We start from the raw sequence: 17564 nt of genomic DNA, 5'->3' as shown, positions 1-17564 counted from the left end.
CGACGTTGTCAGCCATTTCCCTTGGTGGATGTGACGGTTATTCCGGATGATGAAATCAAAACCCACCGAAAAGCGGCATTGCTGGAGTATGTGCAAAAGCATATCAGGGAAAGGAACATTAACACTCGGCTAATGGATATTGTCTTTTGCTGAAGCGGGCACAGCTCAGCAAAGAACAGATGAAATCGCTGCTACGCTATCTGGCGCAGGAGGGAAATGCCCTTGACTATAAAGTCTTTTTCAGTATTCTGGCAAAAAATACGCCACGTTACAGGAAGGAACTGATGACTATTGCGGATCAATTGGAACAGAAGGGATTACAAAAGGGATTACAAAAGGGACGCAGCGAGCAAGCGAGAGAAATCGCCCGTAAATTGCTGTTCATGGGCCTTGAACGTGCCGCAATTGCGCGTGCCACCGGATTGAGCCATGCTGAACTCGATGGGCTAATGGATTCTACGGTCTAGGTTAAAAACCTATCATAAATCCACCGGATAGAGTTCGGCATGGCTGGCGACATATGCTCGTCCGTCAGGCAATACCCAGCCCCTGAACATGCCCAGCGTGTTGAATGGGGCGGTGATATTGCCTTTTGCATCAATGGCCACGGCGCCGGCGCCAACGCCCTGCTGTTTAAACTCTCCAAGGATAAGGTGCGCCGTCGCCTCCTCGATGTTTTCTCCGGCGTAGACTATCCGGCTGGCGATATCGTGGGCCAGCACGTGGCGGATGAAATACTCCCCCTGGCCGGTGCCCGATATCGCACAGATGCCGTCCCGGGCGTAGGTGCCCGCGCCGATCAACGGGCTGTCGCCGATGCGCCCGGCGGGCTTGTTATTGTATCCCCCCGTGGAGGTGGCGGCGGCAAGATGTCCTTGGCCGTCAAGGGCCACCGCGCCAACGGTGCCGTGCTTTTCCGCTTCTTTCGCTGCTTTATAGGTGCCTGCCGTCTGATGGCGGCGCATGGCCGCGAGGGCTTCGACGCGGCGGGGAGTGGTAAAATAATCGGCATCAACGCAGGCCAGACCGTGGGCCAGGGCGTAATTGTCCGCGCCGGCGCCGCCCAATAACACGCTGTCGCCGGCATCGAGCAGATGGCGGGCCGCTAAAATGGGATTGCGGATATGCCTGGCCCCGCATATCGCCCCGGCGGCCAGCGTGGCGCCATACATAATGGCCGCGTCCAGTTCATGCTCCCCATCGGCATTCAGGGCCGCGCCGTAGCCGGCGTTGAACCAGGGCGAGTCTTCCATCACCAGCACCGCGGCCTGTACGGCATCCAGCGCGGATCCACGGGCGTGCAGCACCCGCCAGCCGGCCGCCAGCGCCTGTTTGAGCGCCTCGCGGGCGGCATGCCACTCGTCCGCTGTCATCTCGTGTTCCGCCATCACGCCGCAGCCGCCGTGGAGCGCCAATGCTATCGGGGAGACAGTCTCAATCATGCTGTTTACCTTATTATTGCTTCAATTGCATTATGCCCGGAAATGGGCGAATTCATCATGCTTTACGCCCAGTGGCAGGCGACCTTCAGTCCCGATGATTTCACCGCCAATATCGGGCGTTCGACCCGGCAGAGATCGGTGGCCTTGGGGCAACGGGTATGGAACCGGCAGCCCGACGGCGGAGCCAGCGGGCTGGGCAGCTCGCCTGTGAGGCTGACGTTTTTTCCCCGGTCGGCGGGATCAAGGGTAGGGGCGGCGCGGAGCAGCGCCTGGGTGTAGGGATGAAGAGGCGTCTCATATAAAGTCTCGGTATCGCCTACCTCCATCACTTCTCCAAGGTACATTACCGCCACCCGGTGTGAAATATGGCGTACCAGCCGCAAATCGTGGGCGACAAACAGCACCGTCAACGACAGCTTTTGCTGTAAATCCAGCAGCAGGTTCACCACCTGCGCCTGGACGGAAACATCCAGCGCCGAGACCAGTTCATCCGCCACCAGCACTTCCGGTTCCACCGCCAGAGCCCGGCTGATGCCGATGCGCTGGCGCTGTCCGCCGGAAAATTCATGGGGATATTTGTCGATGGCATCCGCGGGCAGGCGCACCAGCGTCATCAATTCCCGGATCCGGGCCGGGATCCCTTTCTTCGGCAGGACATGGTGCACCGAAAGGGCTTCCTTGAGCATTTGGCCAACGGTCATTCTCGGATTCAGCGAGCCGTAGGGATCCTGGAAAATCATCTGCACCTGACGGTTGAAGCTGCGCCGCTGATGACCTCGCAGTTCGGCGATATCCTGTCCCTTGAAACGCACGCGCCCGTCGGTGGCCGTTTCCAGTCCCACCAGGGTGCGTGCCAGGGTGGACTTTCCACAGCCGGATTCGCCGACGATGCCCAGCGTCTCGCCGCGTGTAATCTCCAGTCGCACGCCGTTAAGCGCCTGGATGAATTTTTTCGGCTCACCCTTTATATATTGCGAGAGGGATTGCTTAACCGGGAAATGCACCATGGCGTCTTCCACGCTGATAATGGGGATCTCGCGAGAGGGATTGCTCATTTCATGCTCTCTCCAACTGCTCAGCCAGGTATGTCTGAATACGCTGATGGTGATGGCAGGCCACCTGCCTGTTTTCCGACAGCCGGTCCAGGGTCGGCACCTGCAGCCGGCATAAATCAGTGCTGTAGGGGCAGCGGGGGTTAAAGCTGCACCCCAGGGGCAGATCCAGCAGCGAAGGGGGAGTGCCTTCGATTGAACGCAGCGCGGTGCGCGCATCGCCGGACTGGGGAACCGACGCGATAAGTCCCTGGGTATATGGATGGCGGGGACGTTGCAGTAAGTCCGCCACCGGTGCGGTTTCCACGATGCGCCCGGCATACATCACGGCAACGCGGTCGCAGAGCTGCGCCACTACGCCGAGATCGTGCGTGACGAAAATAATTCCCATGCTGAGCTGATCACGCAAAGTGAGCATCAGCTTGAGGATTTGTTCCTGAATGGTCACATCCAGCGCGGTGGTGGGTTCGTCCGCCAGCAACAGCCTGGGACTTCCCGCCAGGGCGATGGCTATCATCACGCGCTGGCGCATCCCGCCGGAGAACTGGTGCGGATAATCGTCAAGGCGGCTTTCCGGCGCGGGAATGCCCACCTGGTTCAGTAACTCGATGGCGCGCTGCCGCCTGGCTTTCCGGTTCAGTTTGGTATGGGCGTGCAGGCTTTCTTCAATCTGCCGCCACACGGTGAGCACCGGGTTGAGGGCTATCATCGGCTCCTGGAAAATCATGGCGATTTCCCCACCGCGCACCGCGCGCATGGCGGCGGCATCCAGTTCGGCCAGTTCGCGCCCTTGCCATTTTACCGACCCCGTCACCCGTGCCGAGGTGGGCATCAGCTTTAACAGGGATCGTAGCGTCACGCTTTTACCCGAGCCGGATTCTCCCACCAGTCCCAGAATTTCCCCCTGCCGCAGCGTAAGGCTGACGTCTTGTATGGCGGGCAGTTCGCCGCGGGCGGTATGAATGCGGGTATTGAGGTTGGTGACCTCTAACAGCGCGGGTTCGCGTCCGCTTAATGGCGTATTCATCAATGTCACTCCGCAGTTGGGTTAACGGCTGCCGGGACGTAAAAGTTCCGCCAGGGTGTCGCCGAGCAGGCTGAAGCCCAGGCCGGTAATCACAATGGCAAAGCCGGGAAATATCGTGATCCACCAGGCGGTATCCATGAAATTTTTGCCCGAGGCGATCAACACTCCCCATTCCGCCGTGGGCGGCTGTGCCCCCAGCCCGAGATAGCCCAGGCTGGAGCCGAGCAATATCGCCAGCGCCATGTCGGTCATCCAGTACACAAGCGTAGTGGTGACCACGTTAGGCAATAAATGGCGGAAGATGATGCGCAGGTGGCTGTATCCCATAACCCTGCCGGCGGCGATATAATCCAGCCGTTTTTGCACGCTGACCTCGCCGGCAATCAGGCGGGCGTAAAATACCCAGTAGATGATGCCCACCGCGATATACATACTGTTCAGCCCCGGGCCCAGAATGGCCACGATGGCAATCACCAGCACCAGCAGCGGGAAGGTAATCACCGCGTCCACCACGCGCTGGAACAGGGTTTCCACGATACCGCCGTAAAAGCCCACCAGAAGTCCCATTAGGGTACCGAATATCATGGGAAACAGCGTGGTGAACAGGGCTATCTCCAGATCGATGCGCCAGGCATAAATCACCCGGCTAAACACATCACGGCCGAAATTATCGGTACCGAACAAATGCTGGGCGGAAGGGCCTTTGAGGATGGCCCGATAGTCGAACTGCAGCGGATCAAACGGCGCTATCCAACCGGGGAAAAACGAGGCCGCCAGACCGAAGGCCAAAATCAACAGGCTGAGCAGGGAAGGCCAGGGCAGGTGGTTACGCCATGAACGGGTCAAAGAGCGCCGCAGCGGCAGGGTTGTCATCTTGCCCTCCTGGGGTCGAGCATCACCTGAACGATATCGGTGGCTAAAAAGATCAGCGAAACCAGCACCGCCAGGACAATAACCAGTCCCTGAACCATGGGGTAGTCACGGCTGAAGATGCTGTCCACCATCAGCCGGCAGATACCCGGTACGGCAAAAACGGTTTCGGTAATCACCGCGCTGCCGATAATGGTGCCGATGTTAAGGGCAAACAGGGAAAGCATGGGAATAAGCGAGTTGCGCAAAACATGGCGTAGCAGGACAACGCGGTTGCTCAGCCCCTTGGCCCGGGCAAAGGTGACATATTCCGCATCCAGTACGGCGATGATGGATGCCCGCAGGCTGTTCATCAGTACTGCGGTGAGACTCAGGGCCAGGGTCATGGACGGCAGAAAAAGGTGCCACACTTTGTCAATGAACGTATCGCCATAGCCGCCCACCGGAAACAAATGCAGGTGGGCTGAAAAGAGGGTCAACAAGACCAGGCCGATATAGAAAGGCGGCATGGAAAGCGTGACCTGGAAGGAGCCGCGGATGGCCATGTCACCCGCGCTGTTGCGCCGCAGGGCGGAGTAAAAAGCCAGCGGGATGGCCATGACCAGGGCAAAAAATCCCGCCATGGCGGTGAGCAACAGCGTCACCGGCAGACGATCGACAAGCACGGTGGTGACCGGCGCATGCAAGGCGAACGAGTTACCCAGATTCCCCGTTGCCACCTGGCGGACAAACAGGAAAAACTGCACCGGCAAAGGCTTGTCGAGGCCCAGTTCGCTATTGATGCGCGCCACATCGGCATTGGTGCTGCGATCCCCTATCATAGCGCTGGCCGGGTCCCCCGGCAGCAGGCGGACGATGGCAAACGTCACCACCAGAATAACCAGCAGCGTCGGGATAATCAGCAGAATGCGTTTCAGAATATAGGTCAGTTCAGGCACCCGGCCCTCCAGTGACTAGGTACAAAGCAGGCGGCTTTTCCGCCTGAGCGTGTTGACAAAGCGCCCGGTCGGAACAGGCTGCCAGATCGTAAACACGCCGAAAATACGTCCCTGTAGGCTCGATCCGCGCGATTACGGCTCTCTTCCCTGAGAGCCGCCCTTACGGGCCAACGCCAAGCGGCGTTGTTCCAAATCGCTCCAGGCGTTTTGGTCCATGGCGCGGACGGTTTACTCTTCTGGCAGCCTGTCCCGCCTTATTAGCTCCGAGTACGTTTGTCAGTAGTCTGAGGCGGCCTTGCCGCCTTGCTGGGCATACCAGTAATCTTTCGCGTTGCAGCCGCGTTGGCTGCGCTATCTGCGATGGACGATGCCAAAGGTTATTTCTTACTCAGCCAGGTGGCGGTGAAGATATTGTTCCCCAGGGGGATCTGCACAAAATCATGCACGCTCTTTTTCAGCGCCACCGGATAGGAGCTTTCATACAGCGGAACCGTCGGACCGGTGCTGTTGTAGATATCCTGGATCTGCTTGTAATCCGCCGCCCGTTTAACCGGGTCCATCTCCTTTTGCGAGGCTTCAAACAGCTGGTCTACCTGGTCATTTTTCCAGCCGGAGTGCAGCGCATCGATATTCTTTGAATAGGCGAAGTAGGAGGCGATTTCATTGGGATCGGCAATATCGTCGGTCCAGGGGGACAGGCGCATGTTGAAATCCCCTTTACGGTAACGCTCGGTACGGGTGGCGTTATCCACCTGGCTGATGGTGACGGTAACGCCAATCTGCGACCACATTTGCTGCAGGGCGGTGGCGATGCTGATGTCGTCTTCGTTGCCGGCCAGGATCATCAGGCTGGTGCTAAAGCCTGACGGATAGCCCGCTTCCTTCATCAGGGTCTTGGCTTTCGCCACGTCCACCGGATACAAGGGGGCCGTGCCGGAATTCAGGGGGGTGGAGGTGGACATAAAGGAGGTCATCGGCTTCCCGATGCCGTAGGTTACCAGCTGGATCACGCCCTCTTTGTCGGTGGCGTAGTTCAGCGCCTGGCGTACCTTGGGCTGCGCCAGCGGGTTGGGTTTGCCGTCGATTTGCGGCCGCACGTTCATACTGGCGTATTCCACGCGGGTGGAAGGATACAGCACCATGTTCAGCGACGGCTGGCCCTTTAATTCATTGACCCGGGAGTAGGGAATGAATTCGGCGCCGTCCAGTTCGCCGGACTGCAGCTTCAGGATACGGGTCGCATCGTCAGGCACGATTTCAAAGGTGATGTTGTCGAGATAAGGCAGCGCTTTGCCATCCTCGCCCTTGCGCCAATAATAGGGATTACGCGTAAGCGTCATGGTGGAGTTATGCTGCCAGGCTTTCAACACAAAGGGTCCGGAACCCACCGGATGCTCGGCGAAGGCGGTGGCTTTTTCGCGATCGGTATTGCCCGGCGCGGCCTCGAAGGCTTTCTCCGGCATGATGGAGGTATTGAAGACCGTCAGTGCGGTGAGAATGGCCGGGTCGGGATGGGACAGGTTGATGACCACGGTCTGCGGATCCTTGATGGTGACGCTATCGATTGCGCTGACCATAAACTGCCAAATTCCGTTACCGGGTTTGCTGGCGCGTTCAAGGGACCACTTCACGTCTTGGGCGGTAATCGGCGAGCCGTCTGAAAAACGGGTGCCGGGGCGCAGCGTCAGGGTCACGCTCTTGCCGTCGCCGGCCACTTGCCAGGCGGTGGCCAGGCCAGGCTCGACGCCTTTGCCGTCGCGGGTAGGCTCAAGCAACGTGTCGTACAGATTCGAAAGAATCCAGATGTCGTTATTGCTGTCGTTAAACACCGGCTCTAGAAACGTGCTGTCGGCATAGCGCCCGTAAACCAGCGTCCCGCCGCGTTGTACGGCGTCGGCGGCCTGGGCGGCCGAGAGGCCCAGAGCGCTTGCCGTCAGTAATGCTATCAGGGTTATTTTAGATAATGCCGTCATTGCCACGCCCCTTTGATCGTCGAAAAATGTGATCGTTACGCAGCATCAGGCTGCGGAATGATGGTGCTGTTGCCGATCTGTTCTAGTGTACTGGTACAATATTTGAGTCATCTGTCACACAATGTCAATAATCTGTCTTAAAAAAGCGAGATATTATTTTCCTATAGTTAGCTAAAACAGTTCTTTAACTCTCCTATAGGCAAATCCGGCTTGCATTTCAGTAAAAATCAATATTACTGTATTAGTGCGCTATTACACCTGAAGGCTCATTATGGATTTTCATTTGGATCGCAGTTCACCGCTTCCCCTCGGGGTACAGCTGCGCGGGCTGATTGAATATGCAATCACTTTCGGCGCGCTGAAAGCGGGCGAGAAACTGCCTTCCGTCCGGGCTATGGCGGGAATGGCCGGAGTGGCGCCCATGACGGTCGCGCAGGTTTACAGTGAATTGAAAGAGGCGGAGCTGGTATTCAGTAAGCCCGGCTCCGGCACATTTATCGCCGACGCCAAACAGTCGCTTCCCTCGGGTATGCCGGACAGCGGCCTGCTGTATCAGCGGATAGACGACCTGCTTGAGTGCGGTATCGGTATGGGTCATACCGTCCAGGAACTGGGGCAATTGGTCATCGGCCGGTTCAACGACCGGCAGCGGAATTTCAGTCAAAAACGCGTTTTTCTGGTGGGGAATTTCATTGCGTCCGCCCGTGACTATGCTGCGAGCGTTGCCGAAACGCTGGGAAACAGGGCATTAGTCGAAGCCACGACGGTCACCGACCTCAAGAGCGACGAACTCTTGCGGCGGCGGGCGGCGGCGGCGGATTTGCTGCTGACGTTTGCCCATCGCCGTCGCGAAGTCAGCCAGCTGTTGCCGGGTGCGCGGGTGATGAATATCAATCTTATCCCCTCGGAGAATACGCGCCGCGCCCTGGCGTCCCTGGATCCGCTGACCCGCGTGCTGGTGGTGTCGATTTTTCCCGAGTTCACCGCCTTGATGAGCGAGGGGGTTAAGCGGTTTGCGCCCCATGTTGACCATATTACCGTGATCCAGCGTGACGATCCTTCCCTTGCGGCACAGTTGCCGCAGGCGGATACGGTAGTCTACGCCACCGGCGCCGAGGAGCTCGCCGCCGGGCTTAAGCCGGGCCAGCAGGCCTTTGAATATCGCCACGTTCCCGATACGGGGGATATACAGCGGGTGGTCCTGCCGCTCTTGCAACGTGATTTCGGCAATGCACTTGATAGTAAGGAATTCAATGGAAATTAGTGACATGAATTGGCAGCAGGTGGAAAACTACCTGTCCACAGACGATCGCGCCATCGTACCGTTAGGCAGCACTGAACAGCATGCCTTTCTTAGCCTGTCGGTGGATTCCATCCTGGCGGAAAAGATCTCGACGGATGCCGCCGAAGCCTACGGTATACCCGTTTTTCCCGTTCTGCCCTTTGGCATGACGCCGGCGTTCAGCGATTATCCGGGCACCATCAGCCTGAGCATGCGTACCTATACCGCTCTGCTCTACGACATTCTCAACAGCCTCAAACGCCAGGGGTTCCGGCGCATCCTGCTGGTAAACGGCCACGGGGGCAATTCTCCGGCGCAGAACATCATCAGCGAATGGATGGTGCATAATCCGGAGGTGACGGTACAACTGCATAACTGGTGGAACGCTCCTTTGGCATGGGCCAAAGTCACCGCCATCGATCCCGTGGCGTCTCATGCCTCATGGATGGAAAATTTCCCCTGGACGCGGCTGGCCGGCGTGGCGCAGCCGGATAGCCAAAAGCCCATGGTGAACCTGGCTCAATTGCGCAAGATGAATCCGACCCAGGCCCGCAGTTATCTGGGGGACGGCAACTACGGTGGTTATTACCAGCGGCCGGACCATGAGATGCTGGCTATCTGGCAAACCGCCATTGATGAGCTGCGCCAGATTATCGAATCACTATAAACAAGCTCAAACAGCCCTTTTATGCCAGGAGGTCTCCAGTATGTCGGCACCGCTCTCTACGCTTTCAATAAATGAACATCAACAGGCGCCCTGGGTGATTTGGGGCGCCGGCGCCATCGGCGGCGCAATAGGCGCCGCCTTTGCCGATGCCGGCGAAAAAGTGATTTTTGTCGACAGCGTGGCTGAGCATGTGGCGGCGATTAATCGCGACGGGCTGCGCATTACAGGACCATTGGGGGATAGATGCGTTCGCGCCCCGGCCTTTCTGCCCGAAGAGATGGCGCAGCAATTTCCCGGCAAGCTGGGCGCCGTTTTGCTGGCGGTAAAATCCCATCATACCCGCGGCGCCATGGAAACCATCGCGCCGTTATTAACGCCCCAAGGTTATGTCGTTTCTTTGCAAAACGGTCTTAATGAGACGGTGATAGCCGAATTTATCGGCAAACAGCGCACCGTCGGCGCCTTTCTCAATTTTGGCGCGGATTTTCTTGAGCCCGGGGTGATTCACCTTGGCGGCCGCGGGGCGGTGGTGATCGGGGAACTGGATGGGGTGACGTTGCCGCGCACGGAAACGTTATTCCGGCTGCTGCAAAAATTCGAACCCAATGCCGTCCTCACCGCGAATATCTGGGGCTATCTCTGGTCGAAAATAATCTACGGCGCGCTGCTGTTTGCCACCGCGCTTACCGACGACAGTATTGCCGATGTGCTGGCCATGGAGGAATACCGGCCGGTACTCACCGCGCTCGCCAGGGAAATTGGCGCCGTGGCCGCCGCCAAAGGCATAGTCCTGCTGCCCTTCGACGGTTTTGACCCGTTGGCTTTTTTGCCTGATGCAACCCCTGAAACAACCGCCCGATCCTTTAACGACATGGTGGCCCATAACCGCCGCTCGGCAAAATCCCATTCCGGCATCTGGCGCGACCTGGCGGTACGGAAACGGCAAACGGAAGTCGATGCGCAAATCGCGCCGGTTATCCCCATCGGCGCCGGGTGCGGCATTGAGATGCCGTTAACCGCCCGGCTGGTGGAACTGATCCATCGCATAGAAAAAGGTGAATTGCCGCAAACGCAGGCCACGCTTGCACTGCTGGGAGAAAAACGCGATGCCTGATACCTTTGATTTTTCCGCTCGCCGCGTGGTGGTCACCGGCGCGGCGCAAGGTTTCGGCCGTGCCATATGCCAGGCATTCACCAGCCGGCGCGCGACGGTTTTCGCCTGTGACATCCAGTCCGGCGGGGTTGAAGAGACCGCCCGGCTGTGCGGCCCCTCCTGCCATGCCTTTACCCTGAATGTAGCTGATAGCCAAAGCGTTACGGCGCTGTTTGACGAACTGATTGAAAAACACGGCCCCGTGGATACCCTGGTGAATAATGCCGGCGGCGTGGCGGGACAAACCGGCCTGCCCATTGAGCAGGTTACGCTGGCGCAATGGCAGGCGATAGTGGACGTCAACCTCACCGGCGCCTTTCTGATGTCACAGGCCGCCGCGCCCGCCATGAAGCAGCAAAAATTCGGCCGTATCGTCAATATCTCCAGCCGTGCCGGGCTGGATGTCAGCCTTACCGGCATCCAGGCCTATGCCGGCGCCAAAGCGGGGCAGATTGGACTGACGCGTCAGTTGGCCCATGAGCTGGGTCCGTGGAATATCACCGTTAACAATGTTGCCCCGGGTTTTATCCGCAGTAATCCCTCCACTGAGAAACAGTGGCAGGCCATGGGTAAAGAGGGCCAGGCGCAGCTCATTGATTGCATTGCCCTAAAGCGGCTCGGCGCACCGGAGGACATTGCGCATGCGGTGCTGTTTTTCGCCTCTCCTTGGGCAAACTGGGTGACCGGCCAGGTGTTGAGCGTGGATGGGGGGAGATAATGTCCTTTGCGGGTCACCGGCGGCTCCATCGCAGAAACACATGGCCGTGTTGCATTAAAATGTGAAACCCGCCGAAAATAGATTATCTCCCCTGCTCGCGCGGTATAGCGTTTATATTTCGTTTTCATTGACGCCGTTACAGTGCGCCAATGAAAACTATTCCTGCCCCTCATGATGCGTTATTCAGAAAATTCTTCAGCGATGTCAGCGTTGTGGAGGATTTTCTGCAAATACACCTGCCGCCGGCGCTGCGGGAAATGTGCGATCTCGGCACGCTGGCGGTCACCTCCGGCTCCTTTGTCGAGGACGACATGCGTACTCAGTACTCAGACATGCTTTACTCTTTGGACAGCTCCGAAGGAGAGGGGTATGTCTACTGCCTCATAGAGCACCAGTCCAGCGTGGACGAGATGATGGCGTTTCGTCTTTTGCGCTACAGCATAGCCGCCATGCACCGCCATCTTGAGCAGGGCCACAAAAAACTGCCGCTGGTCATACCCCTGCTGTTTTATCACGGAAGACAGAGTCCTTATCCTTACAGCCTGCGTTGGCTGGACTGTTTCCACAATCCGGCATTGGCGCAAGCGCTGTATGTTCAGGCATTTCCCCTGGTGGATGTTACGGTAATTCCTGACGACGAAATCAAAACCCATAAGAAAGTCGCCTTGCTGGAGTATGTGCAAAAGCATATCCGGGACAGGGATATCAATATCCGGCTGCTGGATATTGCCTTGCTGATGGATCTGGCGCAGCTCAGTAAAGCGCAGGCGGAGTGTCTGATACGCTATTTGACGCAGGAGGCCGATCTCCTTGACTGGGAGGCTTTTTACGTATTCTTATCGAAAATACACCACGTTACAGGGAAGATATGATGACTGTCGCAGAACAACTAAAACAGATGGGACGCAAGATTGGTCTGCAAGAAGGACTGAAAGAGGGACTACAAGAAGGTCTGCAAAAGGATTGCGAGAAGGGCTGAACCGAGGAATAAATGAGGGACGCAGCCAGCAAGCGAGAGAGATCGCCCGTAATTTGCTGGCTATGGGCCTGGACCGCGATGCGATTGAACGCGCTACCGGAATGGATAATCATGAGCTCGATAGCCTTGTGAATTCACTGGCGTAAAATAAACCCTGGCTGCGGTTTTCACTACCAGAGAGAAAATACGCTGCGCTTCGATAAGCGATAAATGACGTTCACCGGGATGGATGAGACGGTACGGCGATCCCTGTAAACATTGCCGATTGCTGATGATACCCCGCCAAACCGGGTCATAAAAAAGCCCTATGGCCCGTCCGCTGTGTTGCCGATTAACTGTGATATAACTCTCGTACATGGCAATGGCGCTGTGTTAGCTTTAATTAATCCTTATATAGGACTAAATAATTACTCTATGTATGGTCATACAGTTAAGTCAGAACCAATTGGTCCTAACTTAGGATGTATGTGAATACCAGGCGCAGACAAACTGCCCGTCCCCCATGGGGCGGCGAGAATCGCGATTAACTACCGGAGCGTAAAATGAACGGGATAGACTATGTGGTCATGGCGTTGTATGCCCTGATGATTGTGATCATTACCCTGTGGGCGATGCGTAAGGTGGGCAGCACCAAGGATTTTTTTGCCGCCGGCGGTAAAATGCCATGGTGGCTGTCGGGCATTTCACATCATATGTCGGGCTACAGCGCCGCGGTGTTCGTGGCCTATGCCGGCGTTGCCTACAGTTACGGCATCACGATCTATTTCTGGTGGGCGCTGCCCATCTCCATCGCGGTATTTCTCGGCTCGTTTATCTTTGCGCCGCGCTGGGCGCGGCTGCGTATCCATATGCATATCGAATCGCCGATGGAGTATCTCGCCACTCGCTATAACGTCCCGACCCAGCAATTGCTGGCCTGGAGCGGCGTATTGCTGAAGACCTTCGATGTCGGGGCCAAGTGGGCGGCCATCGCCATTATCATCAACGTTTTCACCGGACTGGATACCGTTTACGGCATCGCTATCTCCGGTATATTGTGCCTGTTTTACACCGTGATGGGCGGTCTGTGGGCGGATGCCTGTAACGACTTCGGCCAGTTTGTGGTGCAATTTATCGCGGCCATTGTGATGGTGGCCGCGGTTGCCGCCCATCTGGGGGGCCTGCACGGATTGCTCACCGTGTGGGACCGGCTGCCTCCAGCCCACACGCAGATCATTCGCGAGCCTTATACGCTGGGCTTTATGCTGGCCTATTTCGTGATTTACACCCTCAGCTATAACGGCGGTACCTGGAACCTGGCGCAGCGCTTTATCGCTTCACCGCGCGGCAGGGATGCCCATAAAGCCGCGCTGCTGTCGGCGGTGTTGTACCTGGTGTGGCCGCTGGTGCTGTTTTATCCCATGTGGGCCGCGCCGGTGTTGTTCCCCGGCATCGCCGATCCGTCCCAGTCTTATTCGGTCATGGCGATGCACTTATTGCCCAACGGCCTGATTGGCCTGGTGCTGGTGGCCATGTTTGCCCATACCCTGTCCATGACTTCCTCCGACTCCAATGCCATTACCGCCGTGGTCACGCGGGATATCCTGCCGGTGCTGTTTCCCCGGCGCTTTGGCAACGGCCAGTCCTCGCTGGTGGTGGCCCGGGTGACGGTGGTGGCCTTTATCGTCACCACGCTGCTGATTGCGGTTAACGCCGGCCGGTTCGGCGGCGTGCTGACCCTGTTGATTATCTGGTTCGGCGGGCTGGTGGGACCTATCTCCATTCCTATGCTGTTGGGCCTGCTGCCCTGGTTCAGAAAATGCGGCCCCCTTGCAGCCATCGGATCCTGGGCCGTGGGGATCGTAGCGTTCTTCGTGGTGAAATTTGCGATTCCGGGCATGAGCACGACGGAAGTCGTTGCCATTCCCGTACTCTCATCGTTAATCGTCTATGCGCTGGCCGGCCTGTGCCGGCGAAGCCCGGTCAGCCCGCAGGTGGATACTCTGCTGGCCGCGCTGAATCAGGATCAGGCGGCGTTATCCGCCGGCCGTCCTGCCGTTGCCCTGCGCAAGTCATAAACAGATTCAGCTAAAGGAGTTTTATATGTCATTGCCAGTGTTGACCGGCCGGTATGAACAGCTTGCCGTCGAGGTATTTGCCGACCGCATAGCCTTGGGTAACTCGGCCGGCGCGGCTGCGGCCGACGCTTTGCGCCAATGCCTGGCCAGGCAGGAGAACGTGCGGATTATTTTCGCCGCCGCGCCGTCGCAGAATGAATTCCTGGCGGCCCTGGGGACAGCCGAGGGCATTGACTGGTCGCGGGTGACGGCGTTTCATATGGATGAATATATCGGCCTGCCGCCGGATTCGGAGCAGCGTTTTAGCCACTACCTCAATAGCCATTTGTTCGAGGTTGTCCATCCGGGCACCGTACACCTGATCCCGGCCTGGGAGGATGCGGACCGGATCTGCCGCCATTACGCCGATCTGATCCGGCAGGCGCCCATTGATATGGTCTGCCTGGGCATCGGGGAGAACGGACACCTGGCCTTTAACGATCCGCCGGTGGCGGACTTCCGGGATCCTGCCGTGATGAAAACGGTGGAGCTGGATCCGGTGTGCCGCCAGCAGCAGGTGAACGACGGCTGCTTCGCCACCCTGGACGCGGTGCCCACCCATGCGGTGACCCTGACCGTTCCTACCTTGATGGCCGCCGGGCGGCTGTTTTGCATGGTGCCGGGAGCACAAAAGCGGGCGGCGATAACGGCCATGCTGCGAGAGCCGGTTTCCACCGGCTGTCCGGCCACCATCCTGCGTACCCATGCCCACTGCCGGCTGTTTACCGACCGGGATGCCTTTGGGGAAAATCTCCATGGATAAGGTTTGCCTGCGGGGCAGAGATTATCGGGATTTAGCCGCGGTGGAGATCCATGCGGAGCACGGCGTGATCTGCCAAATCAGGCCGCTGCCTCAGGATGACGCGCTGCCGATTATTGCGCCGGGGTTGGTGGATTTGCAGATAAACGGCTTCGCGGGGGTGGATTTCAATCATTACCCTATCAACGAGGAATCGGTGTTGGCGGTGACCCGGCGTCTATGGCAGGAGGGCGTAACAACATTTCTGCCCACGGTTATCACCAATAACGATGATGACACCGAGCAGATGGTCCGGGGGATAGCCAACGCCCGCCGCCGGTTTGCCGCGGTCGGTTACGGCGTGGCCGGCATACATCTGGAGGGCCCGTTTATCTCCGCCGAAGACGGGCCGCGCGGCGCCCATGACCGGACTTTGGTCAAGGCGCCGGATTGGTCCTTGTTTCAGCGCTGGCAGAAGGCTGCGAGGGGAGATATCCGACTGCTGACTCTGGCGCCGGAGTGGCCCGGTAGCGCGGCGTTTATCCGGAACTGCGTGCAGGAGGGCGTGACGGTCTCCCTCGGCCATACCGGCGCTGATGCCGCCCAAATTGCCGTGGCGGTGGAGGCGGGCGCATCGATGTCAACCCATCTTGGCAATGGGGCGCACCTGTTGCTGCCCAGACATCCCAATTATATTTGGGAACAGTTGGCGCAGGATAAATTATGGTGCGCCATGATTGGCGACGGCGAGCATTTGCCAATGTCGGTGCTGAAAGTATTTATGCGTGTGAAGCGACAGCGGGCCTTTTTGGTGAGCGATACCACCAGCCTGGCCGGGATGCCTCCCGGACGCTATCAATTGCACATTGGCGGCGATGTGGTCCTGAGCGAGCAGGGCCGTCTGTCGCTGGCCGATAATCCCGGCTTGCTGGCGGGGTCGGCGCGTTCGCTGCTGTACGGTGTCAATGCCCTGATAACAGCGGGTATGGCCAGCCGGCATGAGGCGTGGGATATGGCATCGGTACGTCCCGCGGCCATGCTTGATTTACCGGCGAAGGGGGGCTTGGCGGTGGGCTCCCCGCTGGATGCGGCGCTGCTTGGCGAAAACGGTACAGGGGAGTTGAAGGTGTTGTCCACCTATGCACAGGGCGAGTGCGTTTGGCGGGAGCAATAGTGTTTACCCTGACCGGGTTATGCCATAATGCCGGCTTATTTCCCGCCGATTGCCAGGTTAAACCAACAATGAAAGAGCCAGGAAAGGGCCCCGCGCTGCTGCGTCAATATAATGAAATGCATGTGCTGTCTTATTTACGCCAACAGCGGATCAGTTCACGTCTTGATATTGCCCGCGCGCTTTCATTAAGTAAAAATACCATTTCCCTTATCATCGACGATTTTATCGCCGCGGGTTTGGTTGCTGAAATCGGCGTTGCCCAGTCCAGCTCCAGCGGCCGCCCCAAAATTCATATCGCCCTTAGGCCGGAGAAAATGAAATCCGCCGGGATTATGGTGGAGCGTCAGCATCTGCACTGGGCGGTATATGATTATTTTTCCGAGCTGCTGGAACAAAAGACATTGGTTATTGATACCGCCGACGCCGACAGCGTGGTAGGGGAAATTGCCCGCCTCTGCGCTTGGATGCACCGTCGTTATCCTGAGCTTATCGGTATCGGCGTCGGCTTTCCCGGTATTATCGATCCGCAGAACGGCTATATGCATGTCTCATCCCATCTGGGCTGGCAGCAGGTGGACATCTTGGCGGCGCTACGCCGCAGCGTGCCTTTGCCGGTGGGGGTAATGAATATCGTCAAGGCGGCGGCGCTGGTCTCGCGCCAGCATGGAACCACCGCTCCCGCCGATGAACCCGCTTTTTACCTGCGGATTGCCGAAGGTATCGGCGGCACGTTGATTACCCGGCACGGCGTTTATTACGGCGGCAGTTGGACCGCCGGTGAAGTGGGCCATCTTAACGTGGCATCCGATGGCCCTGTTTGTACCTGCGGGCAGAGGGGTTGCCTGGAATCGCTCATTGGATTATCCGCCATCAACGCGCAGCTGGGCCAGCTACAGCCGGGCTTACGGTGGGCCGATCGAACGCAGGCTCCGGCGCTGGTGGATAAAGCGATCGCCCGGGCAGGAGAGTTGCTGGGCAATGCCCTTAGCCAGATCATTCATCTGGTGAACCCCAAGACCTTGCTTATCGATTGCGTCTACAACGTGTCGCCGCTCTTTACCGAACGGGTATTAACCGTGGCGCGGCATCGTACTCTCCCTTTTGCCTATGGCCATACCCATATCCGCTTCCTGCCTGATAGCTACGACCCGGCACAGGGATTGGCCCTGGCGATGATACTGCGTCATGAACACATTGAACTCTAGCCATTGACAGCGGCTGCCGGCAAAGGATGCCCGAATGGTATCGCAGCGCTATGGTCCAGATTAAATGGTTCCTTAACCTCTACCTTTAATTGACAAAAAAATGGGCCAGGGTAGGCCCAAAAATGAAGACATGCAGACTTATTTTTATGTGACGAAGATTAGATAATCGCTGCAAACAATGCAAATTGAAAACATGTGCTTGGAATCGTCTTCGCAAAAATTTACTTTCCCCTTAACTTAATGAGTTAC

16 protein-coding genes and 1 pseudogene are annotated in these 17564 nt (G+C 57.7%); 11 read left to right on the top strand and 6 right to left on the bottom strand.

The window, feature by feature from the left end; translation table 11 throughout:
- Positions 1-24 precede the first annotated feature (24 nt).
- Together GTU79_RS31565 and GTU79_RS21600 are read left to right on the top strand one after the other, a co-directional pair.
- Positions 25-153, top strand: a complete 129-nt coding sequence (locus GTU79_RS31565) for an Rpn family recombination-promoting nuclease/putative transposase (protein ID WP_420854199.1) — start codon at positions 25-27, stop codon at positions 151-153.
- The gene (locus GTU79_RS21600; RefSeq protein ID WP_214513346.1) at positions 147-467 is read left to right on the top strand and encodes an RpnC/YadD family protein; all 321 of its coding nucleotides are present in this window, start codon (positions 147-149) and stop codon (positions 465-467) included. The genes GTU79_RS31565 and GTU79_RS21600 overlap by 7 nt, the downstream gene beginning before the upstream one ends.
- Before the next feature lie 12 nt (positions 468-479).
- Here GTU79_RS21600 and GTU79_RS21595 read toward each other — a convergent pair whose 3' ends face one another.
- The 6 genes from GTU79_RS21595 to GTU79_RS21570 form a co-directional block, all read right to left on the bottom strand.
- On the bottom strand, positions 480-1442 hold the full coding sequence (locus GTU79_RS21595) for an isoaspartyl peptidase/L-asparaginase family protein (RefSeq protein ID WP_132926424.1): 963 nt from the start codon (positions 1440-1442) through the stop codon (positions 480-482).
- Positions 1443-1504: 62 nt separating this feature from the next.
- Positions 1505-2497, bottom strand: coding sequence for an ABC transporter ATP-binding protein (locus GTU79_RS21590; RefSeq protein ID WP_203524707.1), 993 nt, complete (start codon positions 2495-2497; stop codon positions 1505-1507).
- A gap of 1 nt (position 2498) precedes the next feature.
- Positions 2499-3521 carry an ABC transporter ATP-binding protein gene (locus GTU79_RS21585; RefSeq protein ID WP_203524706.1) on the bottom strand — a complete coding sequence of 341 codons (1023 nt, stop codon included), beginning with the start codon at positions 3519-3521 and terminating at the stop codon, positions 2499-2501.
- A 21-nt stretch (positions 3522-3542) separates the two neighbouring features.
- Entirely contained in the window at positions 3543-4394 is an 852-nt protein-coding gene (locus GTU79_RS21580; RefSeq protein WP_132926430.1) for an ABC transporter permease, read from the bottom strand.
- Positions 4391-5329 (bottom strand): ABC transporter permease, encoded by a 939-nt coding sequence (locus tag GTU79_RS21575; protein ID WP_203524705.1) that lies wholly within the window; start codon positions 5327-5329, stop codon positions 4391-4393. The genes GTU79_RS21580 and GTU79_RS21575 overlap by 4 nt, the downstream gene beginning before the upstream one ends.
- Before the next feature lie 377 nt (positions 5330-5706).
- Positions 5707-7302 (bottom strand): ABC transporter substrate-binding protein, encoded by a 1596-nt coding sequence (locus GTU79_RS21570; RefSeq protein WP_203524704.1) that lies wholly within the window; start codon positions 7300-7302, stop codon positions 5707-5709.
- 271 nt (positions 7303-7573) lie between these two features.
- Here GTU79_RS21570 and GTU79_RS21565 point away from each other — a divergent pair, with 271 nt between their 5' ends.
- The 9 genes and pseudogenes from GTU79_RS21565 (at position 7574) to GTU79_RS21525 (ending at position 17315) form a co-directional block, all read left to right on the top strand.
- Positions 7574-8566 (top strand): GntR family transcriptional regulator, encoded by a 993-nt coding sequence (locus GTU79_RS21565; protein WP_203524703.1) that lies wholly within the window; start codon positions 7574-7576, stop codon positions 8564-8566.
- The gene (locus GTU79_RS21560) at positions 8556-9251 is read left to right on the top strand and encodes a creatininase family protein (protein ID WP_203524702.1); all 696 of its coding nucleotides are present in this window, start codon (positions 8556-8558) and stop codon (positions 9249-9251) included. Before GTU79_RS21565 ends, GTU79_RS21560 begins: the two co-directional genes overlap by 11 nt.
- Positions 9252-9291: 40 nt before the next feature.
- On the top strand, positions 9292-10365 hold the full coding sequence (locus tag GTU79_RS21555) for a ketopantoate reductase family protein (RefSeq protein WP_203524701.1): 1074 nt from the start codon (positions 9292-9294) through the stop codon (positions 10363-10365).
- Positions 10358-11122: an SDR family NAD(P)-dependent oxidoreductase gene (locus GTU79_RS21550; protein WP_203524700.1), complete on the top strand. Its 765-nt coding sequence runs from the start codon at positions 10358-10360 to the stop codon at positions 11120-11122. The genes GTU79_RS21555 and GTU79_RS21550 overlap by 8 nt, the downstream gene beginning before the upstream one ends.
- A gap of 149 nt (positions 11123-11271) precedes the next feature.
- A pseudogene (locus GTU79_RS21545) lies at positions 11272-12247 on the top strand (Rpn family recombination-promoting nuclease/putative transposase).
- Positions 12248-12643: 396 nt separating this feature from the next.
- The gene (locus tag GTU79_RS21540; RefSeq protein ID WP_132926446.1) at positions 12644-14158 is read left to right on the top strand and encodes a sodium:solute symporter family protein; all 1515 of its coding nucleotides are present in this window, start codon (positions 12644-12646) and stop codon (positions 14156-14158) included.
- A 25-nt stretch (positions 14159-14183) separates the two neighbouring features.
- Complete coding sequence (locus GTU79_RS21535) at positions 14184-14960, top strand: 6-phosphogluconolactonase (RefSeq protein WP_203524698.1); 777 nt, start codon at positions 14184-14186, stop codon at positions 14958-14960.
- Positions 14953-16110, top strand: coding sequence for an N-acetylglucosamine-6-phosphate deacetylase (locus tag GTU79_RS21530; RefSeq protein WP_203524697.1), 1158 nt, complete (start codon positions 14953-14955; stop codon positions 16108-16110). Before GTU79_RS21535 ends, GTU79_RS21530 begins: the two co-directional genes overlap by 8 nt.
- Positions 16110-17315 carry an ROK family protein gene (locus GTU79_RS21525; protein WP_338091427.1) on the top strand — a complete coding sequence of 402 codons (1206 nt, stop codon included), beginning with the start codon at positions 16110-16112 and terminating at the stop codon, positions 17313-17315. The genes GTU79_RS21530 and GTU79_RS21525 overlap by 1 nt, the downstream gene beginning before the upstream one ends.
- The last annotated feature ends 249 nt before the right edge of the window (positions 17316-17564 follow it).

Source organism: Sodalis ligni (assembly GCF_016865525.2).
Lineage (GTDB): Bacteria > Pseudomonadota > Gammaproteobacteria > Enterobacterales > Enterobacteriaceae > Acerihabitans > Acerihabitans ligni.
Note: the sequence above shows the minus strand (reverse complement) of the source record. Positions and strands in the feature narration are given on the sequence as shown.